Below are 18,791 nucleotides of genomic sequence, written 5' to 3'. Positions count from 1 at the left end.
GACATGTCTGATCTGATTAAAAGCAGTTTTGGGTGTGATCCGGGAAATACAGTATGCAGTGCAGAAACAGAGGATATTGTAAAAAGTAAAGGAGAGCAATTATGGGAAAATATTTTGGAACAGATGGATTTCGTGGAGAAGCAAATGTTAAACTGACAGTAGATCATGCATTTAAGGTGGGGCGCTACGTAGGCTGGTATTATGGAAGAGACCATAAAGCTAAGATTGTTATTGGAAAAGATACAAGAAGAAGCAGTTATATGTTTGAATATGCACTTGTTGCAGGTCTGACAGCGTCCGGTGCAGATGTATATCTTCTTCATGTAACGACGACCCCAAGTGTTTCCTATGCAGTACGTACAGAGGATTTTGACTGTGGTATTATGATCTCCGCAAGCCATAATCCATTCTATGATAATGGTATCAAACTTCTCAATGGAAACGGACAGAAGATTGAAGCGGAAGTAGAAGCAAGGATTGAAGCATATCTGGATGGCCTGATCGAGGATCTTCCTCTGGCAACTAAAGAAGATATTGGACGCACTGTGGATTTTGCTTCAGGAAGAAATCGTTATATCGGACATCTGATCTCTATTCCAAGCAGGGATTTCAAAGGCATTAAAGTAGGGCTTGACTGTGCAAACGGAAGTTCTTCAGCTATTGCAAAGAGTGTATTTGAGGCACTTCAGGCAAAGACTTATGTGATCAATAACCAGCCGGATGGTACAAATATCAATACAAACTGTGGCTCTACCCATATTGAAGTCCTGCAGAAATATGTTGTGGACAATGGATTGGATATCGGTTTTGCTTATGATGGTGATGCAGATCGCTGTATTGCTGTTGACCATAAGGGAAATGTGGTCGACGGTGATAAGATTATGTATGTATGTGGAAAATATCTCAAGGAGCAGGGCAGATTAAAAGATGATACAGTAGTAACCACTGTTATGTCAAACCTCGGTCTGTACAAATCTCTGGAGAGAGAGGGTATGAAATATGAGCAGACTGCAGTAGGAGATAAATATGTGGCAGAGAATATGATGGAGAATGGATACAGTCTTGGCGGTGAGCAGTCCGGACATATTATTTTCAGCCGTTACGCTGCAACAGGTGATGGAATCCTTACTTCTCTCATGGTAATGGAAGCGTGTGTAGAGAAGAAAGCAACTCTGTGTGATCTGGCAAGGGAAATGAAGGTTTATCCACAGCTTCTCAGAAATGTCCGGGTGGCAGACAAGAAGACTGCGAGAGAGAATCCGAAGGTAGTTGCTGCTGTAGAGGAAGTTGCAAAGAAACTGGGAAGTGATGGGCGTATTCTGGTACGCGAGAGTGGCACAGAGCCATTGATTCGTGTTATGGTAGAAGCCGGAACAGATGAACTCTGCCTTGAGAATGTTGATCATGTAGTAAAGGTAATGGAATCTGAAGGATTGCTCATTGACTGATTTACTGGCAAAGGAATTACATGTATAACAGAAAAAAAAGATTATTTCTGACTGCTGTCTGCTTAAGCCTTGGACTTCTGACAGGCTGCAATGTGGGAAATACAAAGAATTATAAACAGGCTGCACAGGATCTGGAACAGGGAAATTATGAGGCAGCACTTGAAGAATACGAGACAGCAATTTCTGAAGGAGTGAAGCCTGCACAGTCGTACAGAGGTGCAGGTGTAGCGAAACTCAAGCTTGGAAACTATGAAGAAGCCATAACATATTTCAATGATGCGCTTAAATGTGACAAAGTTGGCAAAGCATTAAAGAAAGATATTCTGTCGTATAGAGCTGTGGCTTATCTCAAAGTAAAGGATTATGAGGCAGCGCTGGAAGACTGCCAGACTCTGGCAGAAAACTATAAAATGGATGCGGATCTGTATTTCCTTACGGGAGAAACAGCATTGGCCATGGATTCCTATGAGGAAGCTTCTGCTAATTTTGAACAGGCCTACGGCGAAGATGCAACTTATGACAGAGCTATCCAGATCTACGGGGCATATCTGAACAGGGATATGGAAGCAGACGGAACCCGTTATCTGGAAGCTGCTTTGTCAGGAACTGCAAAAAATGCAGAGGATCATTGTGACCGCGGCAGAGTTTATTATTATATGGATGATTATGAAAATGCTGAAAGTGAACTGAAACAGGCCATAGACGGCGATAATACGGAGGCACTGGTTCTGCTTGGTATGGTATATATGGATAAAGGAGACAGCGCAAATGCAAAAGCAATGTTTCAGCAGTATGTATCACAGGCAGAAAACGGAGCCAAAGGATTTAACGGACTTGCACTGTGTGATATAGAGGATGGGGATTATGACAGTGCCCTTTCTGATATAGAAAGCGGAATCCATGTGGCAGGAGCGGAGGATATGCAGAGTCTGCTGTTTAATGAGATCGTAGTCTATGAGAAGAAACTGGATTTTCAGACTGCTTTGCAGAAAGCACAGGAATATCTGGAATTATACCCGGAAGATAAAACTGTTAAGAAGGAACTTGCATTTCTTAAAACGCGTGTGTAATATCCATCTGACTGAGGAGAATTTATGGAAGAATTTGGAAAGCTTGAAGAACGGGTGGTTCTTGTGGGAGTGCAGACGGATGATCATGATAATGTGGAAGAATCCCTGGATGAACTGAAGGAGCTTGCATCAACTGCGGGAGCTGTTACAGTGGGAAGAATCATTCAGAATCGTGAGTCTGTGCATCCCGGAACTTATATTGGAAAAGGAAAGATAGAGGAAGTACGTGCACTGGTATATGCTATGGATGCAACCGGAATTATCTGTGATGACGAACTTTCTCCTGCACAGCTGAATAATCTGGAGCGGGAACTGGACTGTAAGGTGATGGACAGGACATTATTGATTCTGGACATTTTTGCAGCGAGAGCTATAACCAGTGAGGGTAAAATACAGGTAGAGCTTGCACAGCTTCGCTACAGATCTGCCCGTCTGGTCGGTCTCAGGGAATCTCTTTCCCGTCTGGGAGGTGGAATCGGAACCAGAGGTCCGGGAGAGAAAAAGCTGGAGACAGACCGTCGTCTTATCCGTACAAGGATCTCTGCTTTGAAGCAGGAATTATCCCAGGTGGAGAAACACAGGGAATTGATCCGTTCCAGCCGGGCCAGAGGCAATATGAAGACTGCTGCGATCGTAGGATATACAAATGCGGGAAAATCTACGCTGCTGAACACACTGACAGGCTCAGAGGTTTTATCAGAGGATAAACTGTTTGCTACACTGGATCCAACTACCAGACTTTTAAATTTGAAGGACGGACAGCAGATTCTTCTCACAGATACGGTTGGATTTATCCATAAGCTTCCGCATCATCTGGTCGAAGCATTCAAGAGCACATTGGAAGAGGCCAAATATGCAGATTATATTATCCATGTGGTAGATTCTTCCAATCAGCAGGCAGAGATGCAGATGCATGTGGTATATGAGACATTAAAAGAACTGGGAGTGATGGGAAAGAAGATCATCACACTCTTTAATAAGCAGGATGCGCCGGGGGCATGCGTACTGCGAGATTTTAAATCGGACTATACGCTGAAGGTCTCTGCAAAGACAGGCGAGGGTCTTGCAGATCTGAATGATCTTCTGGAGAAGCTTCTTGCTGAAGAACAGATTTATGTGGAGCGCCTTTTCCCTTATCAGGAAGCAGGAAAAATCCAGCTGATCCGCGAATATGGGCAGCTTATCTCAGAGGAATACACGGAGGAAGGGATTGCTGTGAAGGCAAGGGTGCCGAAAGAAATCTACGCCAGAGTTGTATAAAAAAATATTTTGAAAAATAAGAAAATACCATATATTGTGCCTTTTGCGAAAATGAGGAACATTATGTGGTATTTTGCGTGTTGACGAACCGGTGATACTCTGATACAATGAATCTACAGTGTTACTCAGAGCAAAGTAGACAGTAACGACAGAAATATCTCCGGTAAGAATATGCAGGAGAAACAGATTAACAAGAGAAAATGGGGGCATTAGATATGTTTCAGGTAGTAAAACGTGATGGCGAAGTGGATGAGTTTAAAATAGGCAAGATCACAGCGGCTATCCATAAAGCCTTTGATGCAAAAGAGAAAAATTATAGCGAAGAGATGATTGATCTCTTAGGGCTGCGTGTTACTTCTGATTTTCAGAAAAAGATTACAGATAATAAGATTACAGTAGAAGAAATTCAGGACAGTGTGGAGAATGTGCTGATCCAGGCCGGATATGCAGATGTGGCAAAAGCCTACATTCTTTACCGCAAGCAGAGGGAAAAGGTTCGCAACATGAAGTCAACGATTCTGGATTACAAAGAAATCGTAAACAGTTATGTGAAGGTTGAGGACTGGCGTGTAAAGGAGAACTCCACAGTTACTTATTCAGTTGGAGGTCTGATCTTAAGCAACTCTGGTGCAGTTACTGCAAATTACTGGCTGTCTGAGATTTATGACAATGAAATCGCAGATGCACACAGAAATGCGGATATTCATATTCATGACTTGTCCATGCTGACCGGATATTGTGCAGGATGGTCACTGAAACAGCTGATTCAGGAGGGACTTGGCGGCATTGAAGGCAAGATCACATCTTCACCTGCAAAGCATCTGAGTGTTCTCTGCAATCAGATGGTAAACTTTCTTGGGATTATGCAGAATGAATGGGCCGGAGCGCAGGCTTTCTCATCCTTTGATACTTATCTGGCACCTTTTGTCAAGGCAGATAATTTAAGCTATCCGGAAGTGAAGAAATGTATTGAGTCTTTTATTTATGGAGTCAATACCCCAAGCAGATGGGGAACACAGGCACCTTTCTCCAACATTACGCTGGACTGGACAGTACCGGATGATCTTGCAGAGCTTCCGGCTATCGTAGGCGGAAAGAATATGGATTTCAAGTACAAAGACTGCAAAAAAGAGATGGATATGATCAATAAGGCATTTATTGAGACCATGATCGAGGGGGATGCCAACGGACGCGGGTTCCAGTATCCTATTCCGACCTATTCCATAACAAATGAGTTTGACTGGTCTGATACAGAGAATAACCGCCTTCTTTTTGAGATGACATCCAAATATGGAACACCGTATTTCTCAAACTATATTAACAGTGATATGAAACCAAGTGATATCCGCAGTATGTGCTGCCGTCTGCGTCTGGATCTGAGAGAACTCCGCAAGAAGAGCGGTGGTTTCTTCGGATCAGGAGAGAGTACCGGTTCTGTGGGGGTAGTAACTATAAATATGCCGCGTATCGCATATCTTTCCAAGACACCGGAAGAGTTTTACAATCGTCTGGATCGCTTAATGGATATTTCCGCACGTTCTCTGCATATTAAACGTGAAGTAATTGGTAAGCTGCTGGATGAGGGATTATATCCTTATACAAAGAGATATCTTGGAAGCTTTTCCAATCATTTCTCTACCATTGGACTGGTGGGAATGAACGAGGTTGGTCTGAATGCCCGCTGGCTGGGAAAAGATATGTCTGATGAGCGTACGCAGAGGTTTACAAAAGAAGTTCTTCTTCATATGCGGGAACGTCTGTCCGATTATCAGGAGAAGTACGAAGGAGAACTGTTTAATCTTGAGGCAACTCCTGCTGAATCTACTGCCTATCGTCTGGCCAAACACGACAGAAAACGCTGGCCGGATATTAAGACTGCAGGCAAGGAAGGGGATACTCCTTATTATACAAACAGTTCTCATCTTCCGGTTGAATATACCACAGATATTTTTGATGCACTGGATATTCAGGATGATCTGCAGACGCTTTATACATCAGGTACTGTATTCCATGCATTTATCGGTGAGAAGCTTCCTGACTGGAAAGCAGCAGCAGCACTGGTACGTAAGATCGCAGAGAATTATAAACTGCCGTATTATACGATTTCGCCGACCTATTCTGTATGTAAGGAACATGGCTACATCAGCGGAGAGCATTTCACTTGTCCGAAATGTGGTAAGAAGGCGGAGGTTTACAGTCGTATCACAGGATATTACAGACCTGTACAGAACTGGAATGACGGTAAAGCACAGGAGTATAAGAACCGTACGCTTTATGATGTGATGCATTCAGATATCAGAAAAATACAGCCGGTTCATGCCAGTGTAGTTACTGTGACTAAGGATGATGTGAAGATAGAACCTGTGGCATCACATAAATACCTGTTTACAACCAGTACCTGTCCGAACTGCAGAGTGGCGAAGAAGATACTGGAAGGCAGGGAGTTCGAGATTATTGATGCGGAGAAGAATCCGGAGATGGTGAAGGAGTTTGGAATTATGCAGGCTCCGACTCTGGTGATCACAGACGGTGAGCATATGACGAAATATGTAAATACATCCAATATTAAGAAATATGTGGATGAGGGATTATAAAGATACTGAGAGAGTTGACCGGAGGATAAAAGAGATGATCAAACAGAATGTTGTATTTGTGGAAAATAAAGCAGGAAGTCTGAAAAGAGTGACAGGGATACTTGCAGATAACGGGATTAATATTTATGGATTTGCATGCTTCGATGCACCGGAGTTTGCAATCTTCCGTATGATCTGCAACGATCCGGATAAAGCGGAAATTGTTTTAAACAGGAGTGGATATATGAATCGTATTACACAGGCGATCGTAGTTGATATGAAAGATCAGGTAGGCGGTCTGGATGAACTCCTGAAAGTAGCATCAGACAGTAATGTAAGTCTTGACTATATTTATACTTCTTTCCACAGAAAAGATCTCAGACCTGTAGTAATTCTTCAGACGGAGGATGGTGCAGTGACAGAATGCATTCTTAAGAATAATGGATTTAATGTATTTACTTCAGCAGAAGAACTGGAGAAATAATACTGTATAAGACAGTGAGAGAATCACAGGACTGGGGATGGTTCTGTGATTTTTTGTATATTCATATAGGAAAGTTGAATACATCTTGACTATATGACTAGGAATACTATATAATAAAAGAAAACAATGATAATCCGACGAAATTTAATCAGGAGGTTTTGAAAAATGCAGATTTCTACAAAAGGAAGATATGCTCTGAGACTTATGCTTGATCTTGCAGTTCATAATACAGGAGAACTGGTCAAGATCAAAGATATTTCTGCAAGGGAAAATATTTCAGAAAAATATCTGGAACAGATTATTTCATCATTAAAGAAGGCGGGATATGTAAAGAGCCTGAGAGGGGCACAGGGCGGTTATATGCTTGCCAGAGAGCCGGAAACATATACGGTGGGAACTATTCTGAGACTGACAGAAGGCAGCATGAAGCCGGTAGCCTGTCTGGAGGACGAACCGAATCAGTGCAGCAGAGCCGGGGAATGCGTCACACTCCGTCTCTGGAAGATGCTTGATGAAGCTATTGAGGGAGTACTGGATAAGGTTACATTGCAGGATCTTAAAGACTGGTATGAAGAGATGGGAAATGATTATGTAATTTGATTTTCCCTCTTGACAACAGTGGATTTATAGAATATTATGTATATAACATATAATTCATATATACTTAGTATGAAATAAGGAGGACGAACTCATGGCAAAAATCTATAAAAATGCAGCGGAACTGGTTGGAAATACTCCTCTCCTTGAGGTTGGAAATCTTGAAAAAGAGCTTGGGCTGGAAGCGAGAATACTTGTGAAGCTTGAGTATTTTAACCCGGCAGGAAGTGCCAAAGACCGTATCGCCCTGAGTATGATCGAAGACGCTGAAGAGAGAGGCGTTCTGAAGCCTGGCGCAGTGATCATCGAGCCTACATCAGGTAACACCGGAATCGGTCTTGCTTCTCTTGCTGCAATCAAAGGATACAGAGTGATACTTACGATGCCTGAGACAATGAGTGTTGAGAGAAGGAATATTCTGAAAGCATACGGTGCAGAAATCGTATTGACAGATGGAACAAAAGGTATGAATGGCGCAATCGCCAAAGCAAACGAACTTGCGAAGGAATATGAGAACAGTTTTATCCCGGGACAGTTTGATAACCCTGCAAATCCTGCGATCCACAAAAAGACCACAGGTCCGGAAATCTGGAGAGACACAGACGGACAGGTAGATGTTTTTGTGGCAGGTGTTGGTACAGGCGGAACGATCACCGGTGTTGGTGAATATCTGAAATCCCAGAATCCTGACGTGAAAGTAGTGGCAGTAGAGCCTGCAACTTCCCCTGTACTTTCTCAGGGAAAGAGCGGTCCGCATAAGATTCAGGGAATCGGTGCGGGATTTGTTCCGAAGGCATTAAATACAGAGGTTTATGATGAGGTTTTTCCGGTTGAGAATGAGGATGCTTTTACAGTTGGCAAGCTGATCGCCAAACATGAGGGAATTCTTGTTGGTATTTCTTCCGGTGCGGCTCTCTATGCGGCAATCCAGCTGGCTAAGAGACCGGAGAATAAAGGAAAAACAATCGTAGCTCTTCTTCCGGACTCCGGTGACCGTTACTATTCTACTCCATTATTTGTGTAAAATAAAAAAGCCCTTTTTAGGGCTTTTTTTATTTTACATAAATGTGTTAGAATAGATATGCTGTACAAATGATTTTTATGTAACTGTTCAGTATTTTGCAGAACAGCTATCATAACATAAATAAAATTATCATAAACAATAATATTCCGTGTAATCGGATCACAGAACAGGATGGAATAAAAATGAGAAAAGCAATTATCGCAATGAGCGGCGGAGTGGACAGCTCTGTGGCAGCTCTGCTTACAAAGGAAACCGGTGATGAATGTATCGGTGCTACCATGAAATTATTTCACAATGAGGACATAGGAGTAAAGAGAGAGAAAACCTGCTGTTCTCTGGATGATGTGGAGGATGCCAGAAATGTCTGCTACAGAATGGGGATCAGGTACTATGTTTTTAACTTTTCCGAGAGGTTTAAAGAGGATGTTATGGACCGCTTTGTGGATGCCTATGAGCATGGAGCCACGCCAAATCCCTGCATTGACTGCAATCGTTATCTGAAATTTGACAAGATGTTTCAGAGAATGCGTGAACTGGAGTATGATTATATTGTAACCGGACATTATGCACGTGTGGAATATGATGAGGAGAAGAACCGTTACTTATTAAAGAAAGCTGTGGATGATACGAAGGATCAGAGTTATGTGCTTTATATGCTGACACAGGAGCAACTTGCGCATATTTCCCTGCCTCTTGGCGGGCTTCGCAAAACGGAAGTGCGTGAGATCGCAGAGAAGCATGGCTTTGTTAATGCCAGAAAGCATGATAGCCAGGATATCTGTTTCGTACCGGACGGTGATTATGCAAAGTTTATTGAACAGTACACAGGACGTAAATCAATCCCGGGCGATTTTGTAGATACAGAAGGAAACATTCTTGGTAAACATAAAGGAATCATCCACTATACACTTGGCCAGAGAAGAGGACTTGGTATTCCGGCAGCATCCAGACTGTATGTGTGTGATATTTCTCCAAAGACCAATCAGGTGGTTCTGGGAAATAATGAGGATCTTTTCCATTCGGAACTGACTGCAACAAAGGTCAATCTGATTTCCTGTGAATCTCTGAAGGAGCCAATGAGACTGAAAGCAAAGATCCGTTACCGTCATCCGGAGCAGGAGGCCGTAGCATGGCAGACGGAAGATGGAGTGCTGCACGTGCGTTTTGATAAACCACAGAGAGCTATCACCAGAGGGCAGGCAGTTGTGTTATATGATGGAGATATCGTTGTAGGCGGCGGCGTGATTGAAAATTGTATTAAATGACAGATTTTCCTTGTCTTTCGCATTTTGTCGGACTGTCTTATCTGCACTGCTTTTTGGAAACGTTATAGTTATTAGCTATTAAACGCTATAGAAAATTTCCTATTGACGTACTAGGAATTAAATGGTAATATACAACTATGCTAAATCATATCAAACAGATATGAAAAGCATAGAAACAAAAATGACTTGCAGATAAGGGGCTTAAGAGCCGGAATCAGTTTTGCAGAGAAAAAGATTATTATAAATCAGAGAAAGATGAGGATATACACATGAGCAAAAAAATCGAAAGAAAAGACAGACATTTCAAATTTGAAACATTACAGCTTCACGTAGGACAGGAGAGTCCGGATCCGGTTACAGATGCAAGAGCAGTACCAATCTATCAGACATCTTCTTATGTATTCAGAAACTGCGATCATGCAGCTGCACGTTTCGGACTTGCAGATGCAGGTAATATTTATGGACGTCTTACAAACCCGACTGAAGATGTATTCGAGAAAAGAATCGCAGCGCTTGAAGGCGGTTCTGCGGCACTTGCAGTAGCATCCGGTGCAGCAGCAATCACATATACAATTGAGAATCTTGCACAGCAGGGTGACCACATTGTAGCAGCCAAGAATATTTACGGTGGAACAACAAACCTTCTGGAGCATACACTTCCGGCTTATGGAATCACAACAACATTCGTTGATGTATTTGATCTTGAAGAAGTAGAGAACGCAATTCAGGATAACACAAAAGCTGTTTACATCGAGACTCTTGGAAACCCGAACTCTGATGTAGTTGATATTGAAGCTATCGCAAAGATTGCTCATGCACATAAGATTCCGCTTGTAGTGGATAACACATTTGCAACACCTTACCTTGTAAGACCAATCGAATATGGTGCAGATATCGTTGTTCATTCTGCAACTAAATTCATCGGTGGACATGGTACAACAATCGGAGGTGTGATCGTTGAGAGTGGTAAATTTGACTGGGAAGCATCAGGTAAATTCGCATCTCTGACAGAACCGAACCCAAGCTATCATGGCGTAAGCTTTACAAAGGCATGCGGACCGGCAGCATTTGTTACAAAGATTCGTGCAATTCTTCTTCGTGATACAGGTGCAACCATCTCTCCGGTAAGCTCATTCATTTTCCTTCAGGGACTTGAAACACTGTCACTTCGTGTTGAACGCCATGTAGAGAATGCACTGAAAGTTGTTCAGTACTTAAACAACCATCCGCAGGTAGAGAAAGTTCATCATCCGTCTGTATCCACAGATCCGGCTCAGCAGGAGCTTTATAAGAAATATTTCCCGAACGGCGGCGGTTCCATCTTTACATTTGAGATTAAAGGTGATGCACAGAAGGCAAAGGACTTCATTAATAATCTGGAACTGTTCTCATTGCTTGCCAATGTAGCTGATGTTAAATCTCTTGTTATCCATCCGGCTACAACAACACACAGCCAGTGCACAGAAGAAGAACTTCTCGATCAGGGTATCAAACCAAATACAATTCGTCTTTCCATTGGTACAGAGAATATTGACGATATCATTCAGGATCTTGATGAAGCATTTAAGGCAGTTGCTGAATAATACAGATATAACATCCTTATATATTGTATAAATAAAACATGAATAAAAAGACCATCTTCCGGATTTTCCCCCATATCTGAAAGATGGTCTTTTTTTTGGAATATTTCAATTGTATGGTTTACAGACTTGACAAATTATAAAAATACTATATAATACAGAAATGCAAATAAGTTGCAAATGTAAATAAGTTGCAAATACAAATAAAGTGCAAATATAAGGAGAACTATATGTCAGAGATTATATTAGATTCAGTAATAGACAGCATCAAGCTGCTACCCTTTCTTTTTCTTACTTATCTGTTTATGGAATGGCTGGAGCATAAGACAGGTGCGGCAGCACGAAAGAGAATTCGTACAGCCGGAAAATTCGGACCGGTATGGGGTGGACTTCTGGGAGTGATCCCACAGTGTGGATTTTCGGCAGCGGCATCCAGCCTTTTTGCCGGACGTGTGATCACAGTGGGAACTTTGATCGCGGTGTATCTGTCTACTTCAGATGAAATGTTTCCGATCATGATCTCCAATGCAGTTCCTGTAGTTACAATTGTGAAAATCCTGACCTGCAAAGCGGTGATCGGAATACTTTCCGGCCTGGTGCTGGAGTATGTTTACACACATATTCTGAAGAAACAGGAACCTGATGTGGATATTCATGAAATCTGTGAAGAAGAACGCTGCCATTGTGAACATGGAGTTATTTCTTCAGCAGCATTTCACACATTAAAAGTTTTTGTGTACATTTTCTTGATTTCTCTTGTTTTAAATATTATCATTGGATTAGTCGGAGAAGAGACACTGGCAGGACTTTTTACAGGAACACCGATTGCAGGTGAACTGATCGCAGCTTTAGTGGGACTGATTCCCAACTGCGCTTCTTCTGTAGTAATCACCCAGTTATATCTGGATCATATTATCGGAGCCGGGGCGATGATGGCGGGACTTCTTGTAAATGCAGGAGTTGGGCTTCTGATTCTGTTTCGTTTGAACAGAGACAGGGTTCAGAATCTGAAAATTGTGGGAGTACTTTATGGACTTGGTGTATTCTGGGGAATTATTATTGAATTTGCAGGAATTGTTTTCTGATTAACCGAGTCTGCTCTGTCAGAAGAAGCTGATTTTAGGAGGAATGATAAAATTATGGCAGGAAGCAGTTATGCGACAGCAAGCCGCAGAAAAATACTTGAATATTTGAAAAACAGTAATGACCATACGGTTACAGCTGCTGATGTGGATGAGTATCTGAAGAAACATGACAGTGAGGTAAATATCACAACCATTTACCGCTATCTGGACAAGCTTGCAAAGGATGGAACTGTGATCAAATATGTTGCAGAGAAAGGTTGCCAGGCTGCTTATCAGTATGTAGAACCGGGACGGGGATGTGAACAGCATCTGCACCTGAAGTGTATAAAATGTGGAAAGATCATTCATCTGGAATGTCATTTTATGGAAGAAATTTCTCATCATATTGAAGAAAGTCATGGATTTACCCTGCAGTGTAAGAATTCTATTTTGTATGGAGTCTGTAAAGAATGTAAAGGCAGTGGCGAAGACTGTTGACTGTTTCTGTCAGATGATGTAAACTGAAATACAACTGTTTGGTCAAATTGACTGCGAAGCAGTATGGTGAAGAGAAAAGACAGCGAAATTGCTGTAAGCACCGGTAAAAATAACAGATAATATATGAAATCATAAAAGAAGGCAATAATGAGAAAACAGAAGAGACAGATGTGTGTAAGAAGAATGTTATTATTTTTTCTGGCGTGTGTATTAATATGTGCAGCACCCTCGTCTGCAGCACAGGCGGCAATAATGCAGACTGCTAAGAATTCAACAGTGCAAAAGAAAAAAACATCCACGAAAACAGTTACAATAGAGACTTCAGGAGAAATCACAAAAAAGAAAGTGAAAAGCGGTGGTTCTGTGATTCTTCCTGTGGAAGTGAATAAGAGGGGATATACATTTCTGGGATGGTCAACAGTTCCCGGACAGACCTGTAATCCAATGTATCAGGCATATCAGAAAATTCAGGTTACGAAAAATATTCATCTTTATCCGGTGAAGTATAAATGGAATCAGGAACCGGATATTTATGCAGGCGGTCTTGCGGACAGTGTGGAGAAATATGATAAGATTATTTTTGTGGGAGATTCCCGCACAGCAATGCTTCGCAGTACTCTGAAGCAGCAATGCAGTTCTGACAGTTTAAAGAAAGTTGGATTTGTATGCAAGACAGGAGAAGGGCTTGACTGGATGAAAAAATACGGAGAAAAGGAACTGCTGAATGAAATAAGCGGGATGGATGATAATGCGAAGCCGGTGGCAGTTATTTTCAATCTGGGAGTAAATGACCTGATCCACAAAAACAGGGAGTCCATCAGTTATGATTCTGTTGCGTCAGACTATGCTTCTTATATGAATGGATTATCCAGAAAGCTGACTGCCAGGAACTGTGAATTATTTTATATGTCTGTGAATCCATGTAATACGGCAATGAAATCCACGCGGAAGGAGTCTGAGATCCGCGGATTTAATAACAGACTCAGACAGAGACTGAACGGGAATTTTACATGGATCAACAGTTATTCTTATCTGATGAGATGTGGTTATACGACTCGCTGTGAATTTCGCGGTTATACAGATGATGGTGTTCATTATTCTATGAGGACTTATAAGAGAATTTATGCATATGCAATAAAACAGATCAGATAATCCTGACTGAAACCCGGAGACAGAATACTGTTCTCCGGGTTATCTGTGTGTATCAGTAAATACGAAAGTTGTAGCTGTGAAAGAGTTAAACAGTTATCAAAGGATCACAAAAGGTAACAGGAGGAGAGAAACATGAGAAGTGAAAGCTTCAGAAAAGGAGTTAAGGATGGTATTCCCATAGGACTGGGATATTTTGCTGTATCGTTTACATTTGGCATGATGGCAGTTGCTGATGGACTGAGTATCTGGCAGGCTGTGCTGATCTCATTGACAAACGTGACTTCAGCAGGGCAGTTTGCAGGACTTGAGATCATGGTAATGAGCGGCTCTTACTGGGAGATGGCACTGACACAGCTGATCATTAATCTGAGATATTGTCTGATGTCATTTTCCCTTGCTCAGAAATTCAGAAGAGATGAATCTTTGGTTCACCGCTATATTGCAGCATTTGGTGTGACGGATGAGATTTTCGGGATTAGTGCCAGTCAGCCCGGAAAGGTAAGCGCATTTTATAATTATGGTGCCATGTGTGTGGCAATCCCGGGATGGGTACTTGGAACCCTGGCAGGAGCAATTTCCGGAAATCTTCTTCCGGATTTTATGATGAGTGCACTCAGCGTGGCTATTTACGGTATGTTCCTTGCAATTATTATTCCTCCGGCAAAGCAGAATAAGGCAGTACTGGCAGTTGTCGTGGCAGCAATGCTGATCAGCACTTTGTTTAAAGTGATTCCGTTTCTGTCGGAGGTTTCGTCAGGTTTTGTGATCATTATTACTACACTGATCGTGGCAGGGGCTGCCGCATACTTCTGTCCGATAGAGGATGAGAAAGAGGAGGAGGGTGTTCATGAGTCATAATATTTATATTTACATTCTGGTAATGGCAGCAGTTACATATCTGATCCGTATGCTCCCGCTTGCTCTTTCCAGAAAAGAGATCACAAGTCCGTTTATCAGATCATTTCTGTACTATGTTCCCTATGCATGTCTGGCAGCCATGACATTTCCGGCGATCCTTTTTGCCACAGACAGTGTGATCTCGGCTGCTGTGGGATTTATTGTGGCACTGATCGCGGCATATAAGGAGAAAAGTCTTCTTACAGTTGCGTTATTCGCATGTGCTGCGGTATTTATTGTGGAAAGAATACTGGAATTTGCAGTGTAAAAGTTGATAAAAAACGGATACATAACCACAGCTGAATGGTGTGTATCCGTTTTTTGTTGCGTAATATTGTGACCGGCAGCTGAAGCAGATAAGCTGTCTGTTATTTGCTGCAGTTTCAGACAGTTTTTTATTTCAGAAAGCTTACATCAATTTCACCGTCAAATACTGTGGCAGCCGGGCCTGTCATGTAAACAAGATTCTCCTGTCTGTTCCAGAAAATCTGCAGGTCACCGCCGAGAAGTTTTACAGTGACAGGACTGTCACCGTCTACATGTCCGTTCAGAACAGAAGCGACTGCTACCGCACATGCACCTGTGCCGCAGGCAAGAGTTTCGCCTGAACCGCGTTCCCATACACGCATTTTTACAGTATGTTCATCGATCACTTCTACAAATTCAGTGTTTACACGATCCGGAAATGCAACATGATTCTCGAAAGCCGGGCCGATCTTTTCAATATCCAGATGGTCAATATCATCCATATAAACAATAGCGTGGGGATTTCCCATGGAAACAGCGGTTATGTAATAGATTTTTCCGTTTACATCCAGAGGTTCATTGATAACTTCCTCCTTCTCTGACACTACCGGAATCTGTCTGGCGGTCAGGATCGGAGAACCCATATTTACCTTAACCTGGGATACCTTTCCGTTTTCTACAGTAAGATCCAGATATTTGATGCCGCTTTTTGTAGCAACAGAAATATGTTCTTTGTCTACGATGCCGTAGTCATAGGCATATTTGGCAACACAGCGGATACCGTTTCCGCACATGGCACCCTGGGAACCGTCGAGATTATACATATCCATCTCGCAGTCTGCGATTTTGGATGGCTTGATCAGGATCAGTCCGTCGGAACCGATACCAAAGTGACGGTCACTGACATATCTGGCTACTGCGGAAGGATTTTCCACAGTTTCCTCAAAACAGTTTACATATACGTAATCATTTCCAATACCATGCATTTTTGTAAATTTCATCAGAAAAGCCTCCTTATTTGGTTAAATATTTATACACCTCTTGTATCATATAGAAAAAATGTTATGAAAAAGTGAAAATTACGAATCCTTTACCGGGAAAGTTTTTCTGTGATCTTCATGTAAAAAAACATTTTGCCCTTCCCGGAACAGTTATGTATTATACATTATATGGAAAATATATCTGTTATTCAAGTTTTACCTTGCATTTTATAGAAAGTATGTTAAAATTAAAAACAAAAATATACAACCGAAACGCATAATTATACGCTGTTGTCTGAAGAAGGTAAAAAGATGGCAGCCGTAGATATACTTTCGGATGCGAGGAGGAAAAAAGATGAAAGATCAAAAGAGATTTGCAGCTCTTGCACTCAGTGCAGTAATGGTATTTTCCATGGCAGGAAGCGTATCCGCAGCTCAGAAAGTTGAATCCAAAGATGATCTTGCAGGAGCAACAATCGGTGTTCAGCTTGGTACAACAGGTGACCTTGATGCATCTGATTATGAGAAAGATGGTTCTACAGTAGAACGTTACAGCAAGGGAAGTGAAGCTGTTCAGGCATTAAAGGCAGGACAGATCGACTGTGTGATCATCGATTCACAGCCGGCTCAGAAATTTGTTGAGAATAATGATGATCTCAAGATTCTGGATGAGCCATTCGAGGAAGAAGAATATGCAATCTGTTTAAAGAAAGGCAATGATGAACTTCTTGACAAGATTAACGGAGCTCTCAAGGATCTGAAAGAGGATGGAACTATCGACAGCATCATGGACAATTACATTGGTGAGGATGCCGGTAAGACTCCATATGAATCACCGGAAGATGTTGACCGTTCCAATGGAACTCTGGTAATGGCTACTAACGCTGAGTTCGAACCATATGAATATCATGAAGGTGATGATATCGTTGGTATCGATGCTGATATCGCTCAGGCAATCTGTGATAAGCTTGGATATGAACTGAAAATTGAAGATATGGAATTCGATTCCATCCTTCCGGCCGTACAGTCCGGCAAAGCAGACTTCGGTGCAGCTGGTATGACTGTAACAGAAGACCGTAAATCAAGCGTTGACTTTACAGATACCTATGCAGATGCAAGCCAGGTAATTATTGTAAAGAAATAAGTATTAAAATAACAAATAACAGAGCTGTTGACGATTTGCCAACAGCTCTCTTTTCGGAACAGAGGTTTTTATGAATAATCCTATGATATTAGCGAATGTAAAAGAAGATTTTTATCTGAACTTTATTAAAGATGACCGCTATCTCTGGCTTCTGGATGGTCTGAAAACAACTCTTATTATCACAGTATTTGCGGTAATTGTAGGTCTGATCATCGGTTTCCTTGTAGCAATCATCCGTTCTGCGCACGATAAGTCAGGCTCCTTTAAGATCCTCAATGCGATCTGCAGAGTTTATTTGACTGTAATTCGTGGAACACCAACCATGATCCAGCTGTTGATCATGAATTTTGTAATTTTTGGTGCTGTAAGCATTAACAAGATCATTGTAGGCGGACTTGCCTTTGGTATCAACTCAGGTGCCTATGTAGCTGAGATTGTCCGTTCCGGTATCATGTCCATTGACCAGGGACAGACAGAGGCAGGACGAAGCCTTGGTCTGAATTTCAGCCAGACCATGCGACTGATCATTATCCCGCAGGCATTTAAGAATGTACTTCCTGCGCTGGTAAATGAATTTATCGTGCTGATCAAAGAGACATCCATCATCGGTTATATCGGTATGATGGACCTGACAAAAGGAGCTATGCTGATCCAGAGCCGTACATACAATGCGTTCTGGCCTCTGATGGCAGCAGCAGCGATTTACCTTGTGATCGTTGGAATCCTTACATGGGGGATGAATAAACTGGAAAGGAGATTAAGAACCAGTGAGCGATAAGAATGTACTGATCCAGGTAAAGGATCTGAAGAAAGCTTTTGGTACAAATCAGGTTCTCGATGGAATAACAACAGATATCTGTCAGGGAGAAGTAGTAGCCGTCATTGGTCCTTCCGGTTCCGGTAAATCTACTTTCCTGAGATCACTGAATCTTCTGGAGGTTCCGACAGGCGGACAGATCCTCTTTGAAGGAACTGATATTACAGATCCGAAGGTTGACATTAACAGACACCGTCAGAAGATTGGAATGGTATTCCAGCAGTTTAATCTTTTTCCGCATAAAACGGTAAAACAGAATATTATGCTGGCACCTGTAGAACTGAAGCTGATGACAAAGGAGGAAGCTTCAAAGAAAGCAGACGAGCTTCTGGCACGTGTAGGGCTTCCTGACAAAGCCAATGCATATCCGGATATGCTTTCGGGCGGGCAGAAACAGCGTATTGCCATTGCACGTTCTCTTGCCATGAATCCGGATGTGATGCTTTTTGATGAGCCAACTTCCGCACTTGACCCTGAGATGGTAGGTGAGGTTCTGGAATTGATGAAAGAACTTGCGCAGTCAGGTATGACCATGGTTGTAGTTACTCATGAGATGGGATTTGCAAGAGAAGTGGCAACAAGAGTTCTTTTTATTGATGACGGTAAGATACAGGAAGAGAATACTCCGAAAGAATTTTTCGCGAATCCGAAGAATCCTAGACTGAAAGACTTCCTTTCAAAGGTTTTATAAG

18 protein-coding genes are annotated in these 18,791 nt (G+C 42.1%); 17 read left to right on the top strand and 1 reads right to left on the bottom strand.

Annotated elements, in window-relative coordinates; translation table 11 throughout:
• The first annotated feature begins 101 nt into the window (after positions 1-101).
• The 14 genes from glmM to LI074_RS00440 all read left to right on the top strand — a co-directional run bounded on the left by glmM (position 102) and on the right by LI074_RS00440 (position 15,180).
• Positions 102-1,448: a phosphoglucosamine mutase gene (gene glmM, locus LI074_RS00505; protein ID WP_008706453.1), complete on the top strand. Its 1,347-nt coding sequence runs from the start codon at positions 102-104 to the stop codon at positions 1,446-1,448.
• 20 nt (positions 1,449-1,468) lie between these two features.
• On the top strand, positions 1,469-2,518 hold the full coding sequence (locus LI074_RS00500) for a tetratricopeptide repeat protein (protein ID WP_025579231.1): 1,050 nt from the start codon (positions 1,469-1,471) through the stop codon (positions 2,516-2,518).
• A 24-nt stretch (positions 2,519-2,542) separates the two neighbouring features.
• A complete protein-coding gene (hflX, locus tag LI074_RS00495; RefSeq protein ID WP_008706455.1) occupies positions 2,543-3,778 on the top strand; it encodes a GTPase HflX in 1,236 nt (411 codons plus the stop codon).
• 215 nt (positions 3,779-3,993) lie between these two features.
• Positions 3,994-6,372: a ribonucleoside triphosphate reductase gene (locus tag LI074_RS00490; protein WP_008706456.1), complete on the top strand. Its 2,379-nt coding sequence runs from the start codon at positions 3,994-3,996 to the stop codon at positions 6,370-6,372.
• 34 nt (positions 6,373-6,406) lie between these two features.
• Entirely contained in the window at positions 6,407-6,835 is a 429-nt protein-coding gene (locus LI074_RS00485) for an ACT domain-containing protein (protein ID WP_055149592.1), read from the top strand.
• A 165-nt stretch (positions 6,836-7,000) separates the two neighbouring features.
• Entirely contained in the window at positions 7,001-7,435 is a 435-nt protein-coding gene (locus tag LI074_RS00480) for an RrF2 family transcriptional regulator (protein ID WP_008706458.1), read from the top strand.
• A gap of 91 nt (positions 7,436-7,526) precedes the next feature.
• Positions 7,527-8,456, top strand: a complete 930-nt coding sequence (gene cysK / locus LI074_RS00475; protein WP_026648272.1) for a cysteine synthase A — start codon at positions 7,527-7,529, stop codon at positions 8,454-8,456.
• A gap of 182 nt (positions 8,457-8,638) precedes the next feature.
• Complete coding sequence (mnmA, locus tag LI074_RS00470; RefSeq protein ID WP_022380498.1) at positions 8,639-9,721, top strand: tRNA 2-thiouridine(34) synthase MnmA; 1,083 nt, start codon at positions 8,639-8,641, stop codon at positions 9,719-9,721.
• 269 nt (positions 9,722-9,990) lie between these two features.
• Positions 9,991-11,304 carry an O-acetylhomoserine aminocarboxypropyltransferase/cysteine synthase family protein gene (locus LI074_RS00465; protein WP_173697581.1) on the top strand — a complete coding sequence of 438 codons (1,314 nt, stop codon included), beginning with the start codon at positions 9,991-9,993 and terminating at the stop codon, positions 11,302-11,304.
• A gap of 227 nt (positions 11,305-11,531) precedes the next feature.
• A complete protein-coding gene (locus tag LI074_RS00460) occupies positions 11,532-12,386 on the top strand; it encodes a putative manganese transporter (protein WP_008706466.1) in 855 nt (284 codons plus the stop codon).
• A gap of 54 nt (positions 12,387-12,440) precedes the next feature.
• On the top strand, positions 12,441-12,863 hold the full coding sequence (locus tag LI074_RS00455) for a Fur family transcriptional regulator (RefSeq protein WP_173697580.1): 423 nt from the start codon (positions 12,441-12,443) through the stop codon (positions 12,861-12,863).
• A 147-nt stretch (positions 12,864-13,010) separates the two neighbouring features.
• A complete protein-coding gene (locus LI074_RS00450) occupies positions 13,011-14,015 on the top strand; it encodes an InlB B-repeat-containing protein (protein WP_173697579.1) in 1,005 nt (334 codons plus the stop codon).
• Positions 14,016-14,147: 132 nt separating this feature from the next.
• The gene (locus LI074_RS00445; RefSeq protein WP_025578184.1) at positions 14,148-14,873 is read left to right on the top strand and encodes an AzlC family ABC transporter permease; all 726 of its coding nucleotides are present in this window, start codon (positions 14,148-14,150) and stop codon (positions 14,871-14,873) included.
• On the top strand, positions 14,863-15,180 hold the full coding sequence (locus tag LI074_RS00440) for an AzlD domain-containing protein (RefSeq protein ID WP_008706474.1): 318 nt from the start codon (positions 14,863-14,865) through the stop codon (positions 15,178-15,180). Before LI074_RS00445 ends, LI074_RS00440 begins: the two co-directional genes overlap by 11 nt.
• A 127-nt stretch (positions 15,181-15,307) precedes the next feature.
• Here the strand turns inward: LI074_RS00440 and dapF are convergent, their stop codons facing one another.
• Positions 15,308-16,159, bottom strand: a complete 852-nt coding sequence (gene dapF, locus LI074_RS00435) for a diaminopimelate epimerase (RefSeq protein WP_022380493.1) — start codon at positions 16,157-16,159, stop codon at positions 15,308-15,310.
• Positions 16,160-16,493: 334 nt separating this feature from the next.
• On the opposite strand from dapF, the gene LI074_RS00430 reads away from it, so the two are divergent.
• From LI074_RS00430 to LI074_RS00420, 3 genes are all read left to right on the top strand, one after another.
• The gene (locus LI074_RS00430; RefSeq protein WP_022380492.1) at positions 16,494-17,282 is read left to right on the top strand and encodes a transporter substrate-binding domain-containing protein; all 789 of its coding nucleotides are present in this window, start codon (positions 16,494-16,496) and stop codon (positions 17,280-17,282) included.
• A 70-nt stretch (positions 17,283-17,352) separates the two neighbouring features.
• Positions 17,353-18,060: an amino acid ABC transporter permease gene (locus tag LI074_RS00425; protein ID WP_022380491.1), complete on the top strand. Its 708-nt coding sequence runs from the start codon at positions 17,353-17,355 to the stop codon at positions 18,058-18,060.
• Positions 18,050-18,790, top strand: a complete 741-nt coding sequence (locus LI074_RS00420) for an amino acid ABC transporter ATP-binding protein (RefSeq protein ID WP_025578180.1) — start codon at positions 18,050-18,052, stop codon at positions 18,788-18,790. Before LI074_RS00425 ends, LI074_RS00420 begins: the two co-directional genes overlap by 11 nt.
• Position 18,791: the final 1 nt, after the last annotated feature.

The organism is Blautia sp. MSK18_10, assembly GCF_020553185.1.
GTDB classification, from domain to species: Bacteria; Bacillota; Clostridia; order Lachnospirales; family Lachnospiraceae; genus Blautia_A; species Blautia_A wexlerae.
Note: the sequence above shows the minus strand (reverse complement) of the source record. Positions and strands in the feature narration are given on the sequence as shown.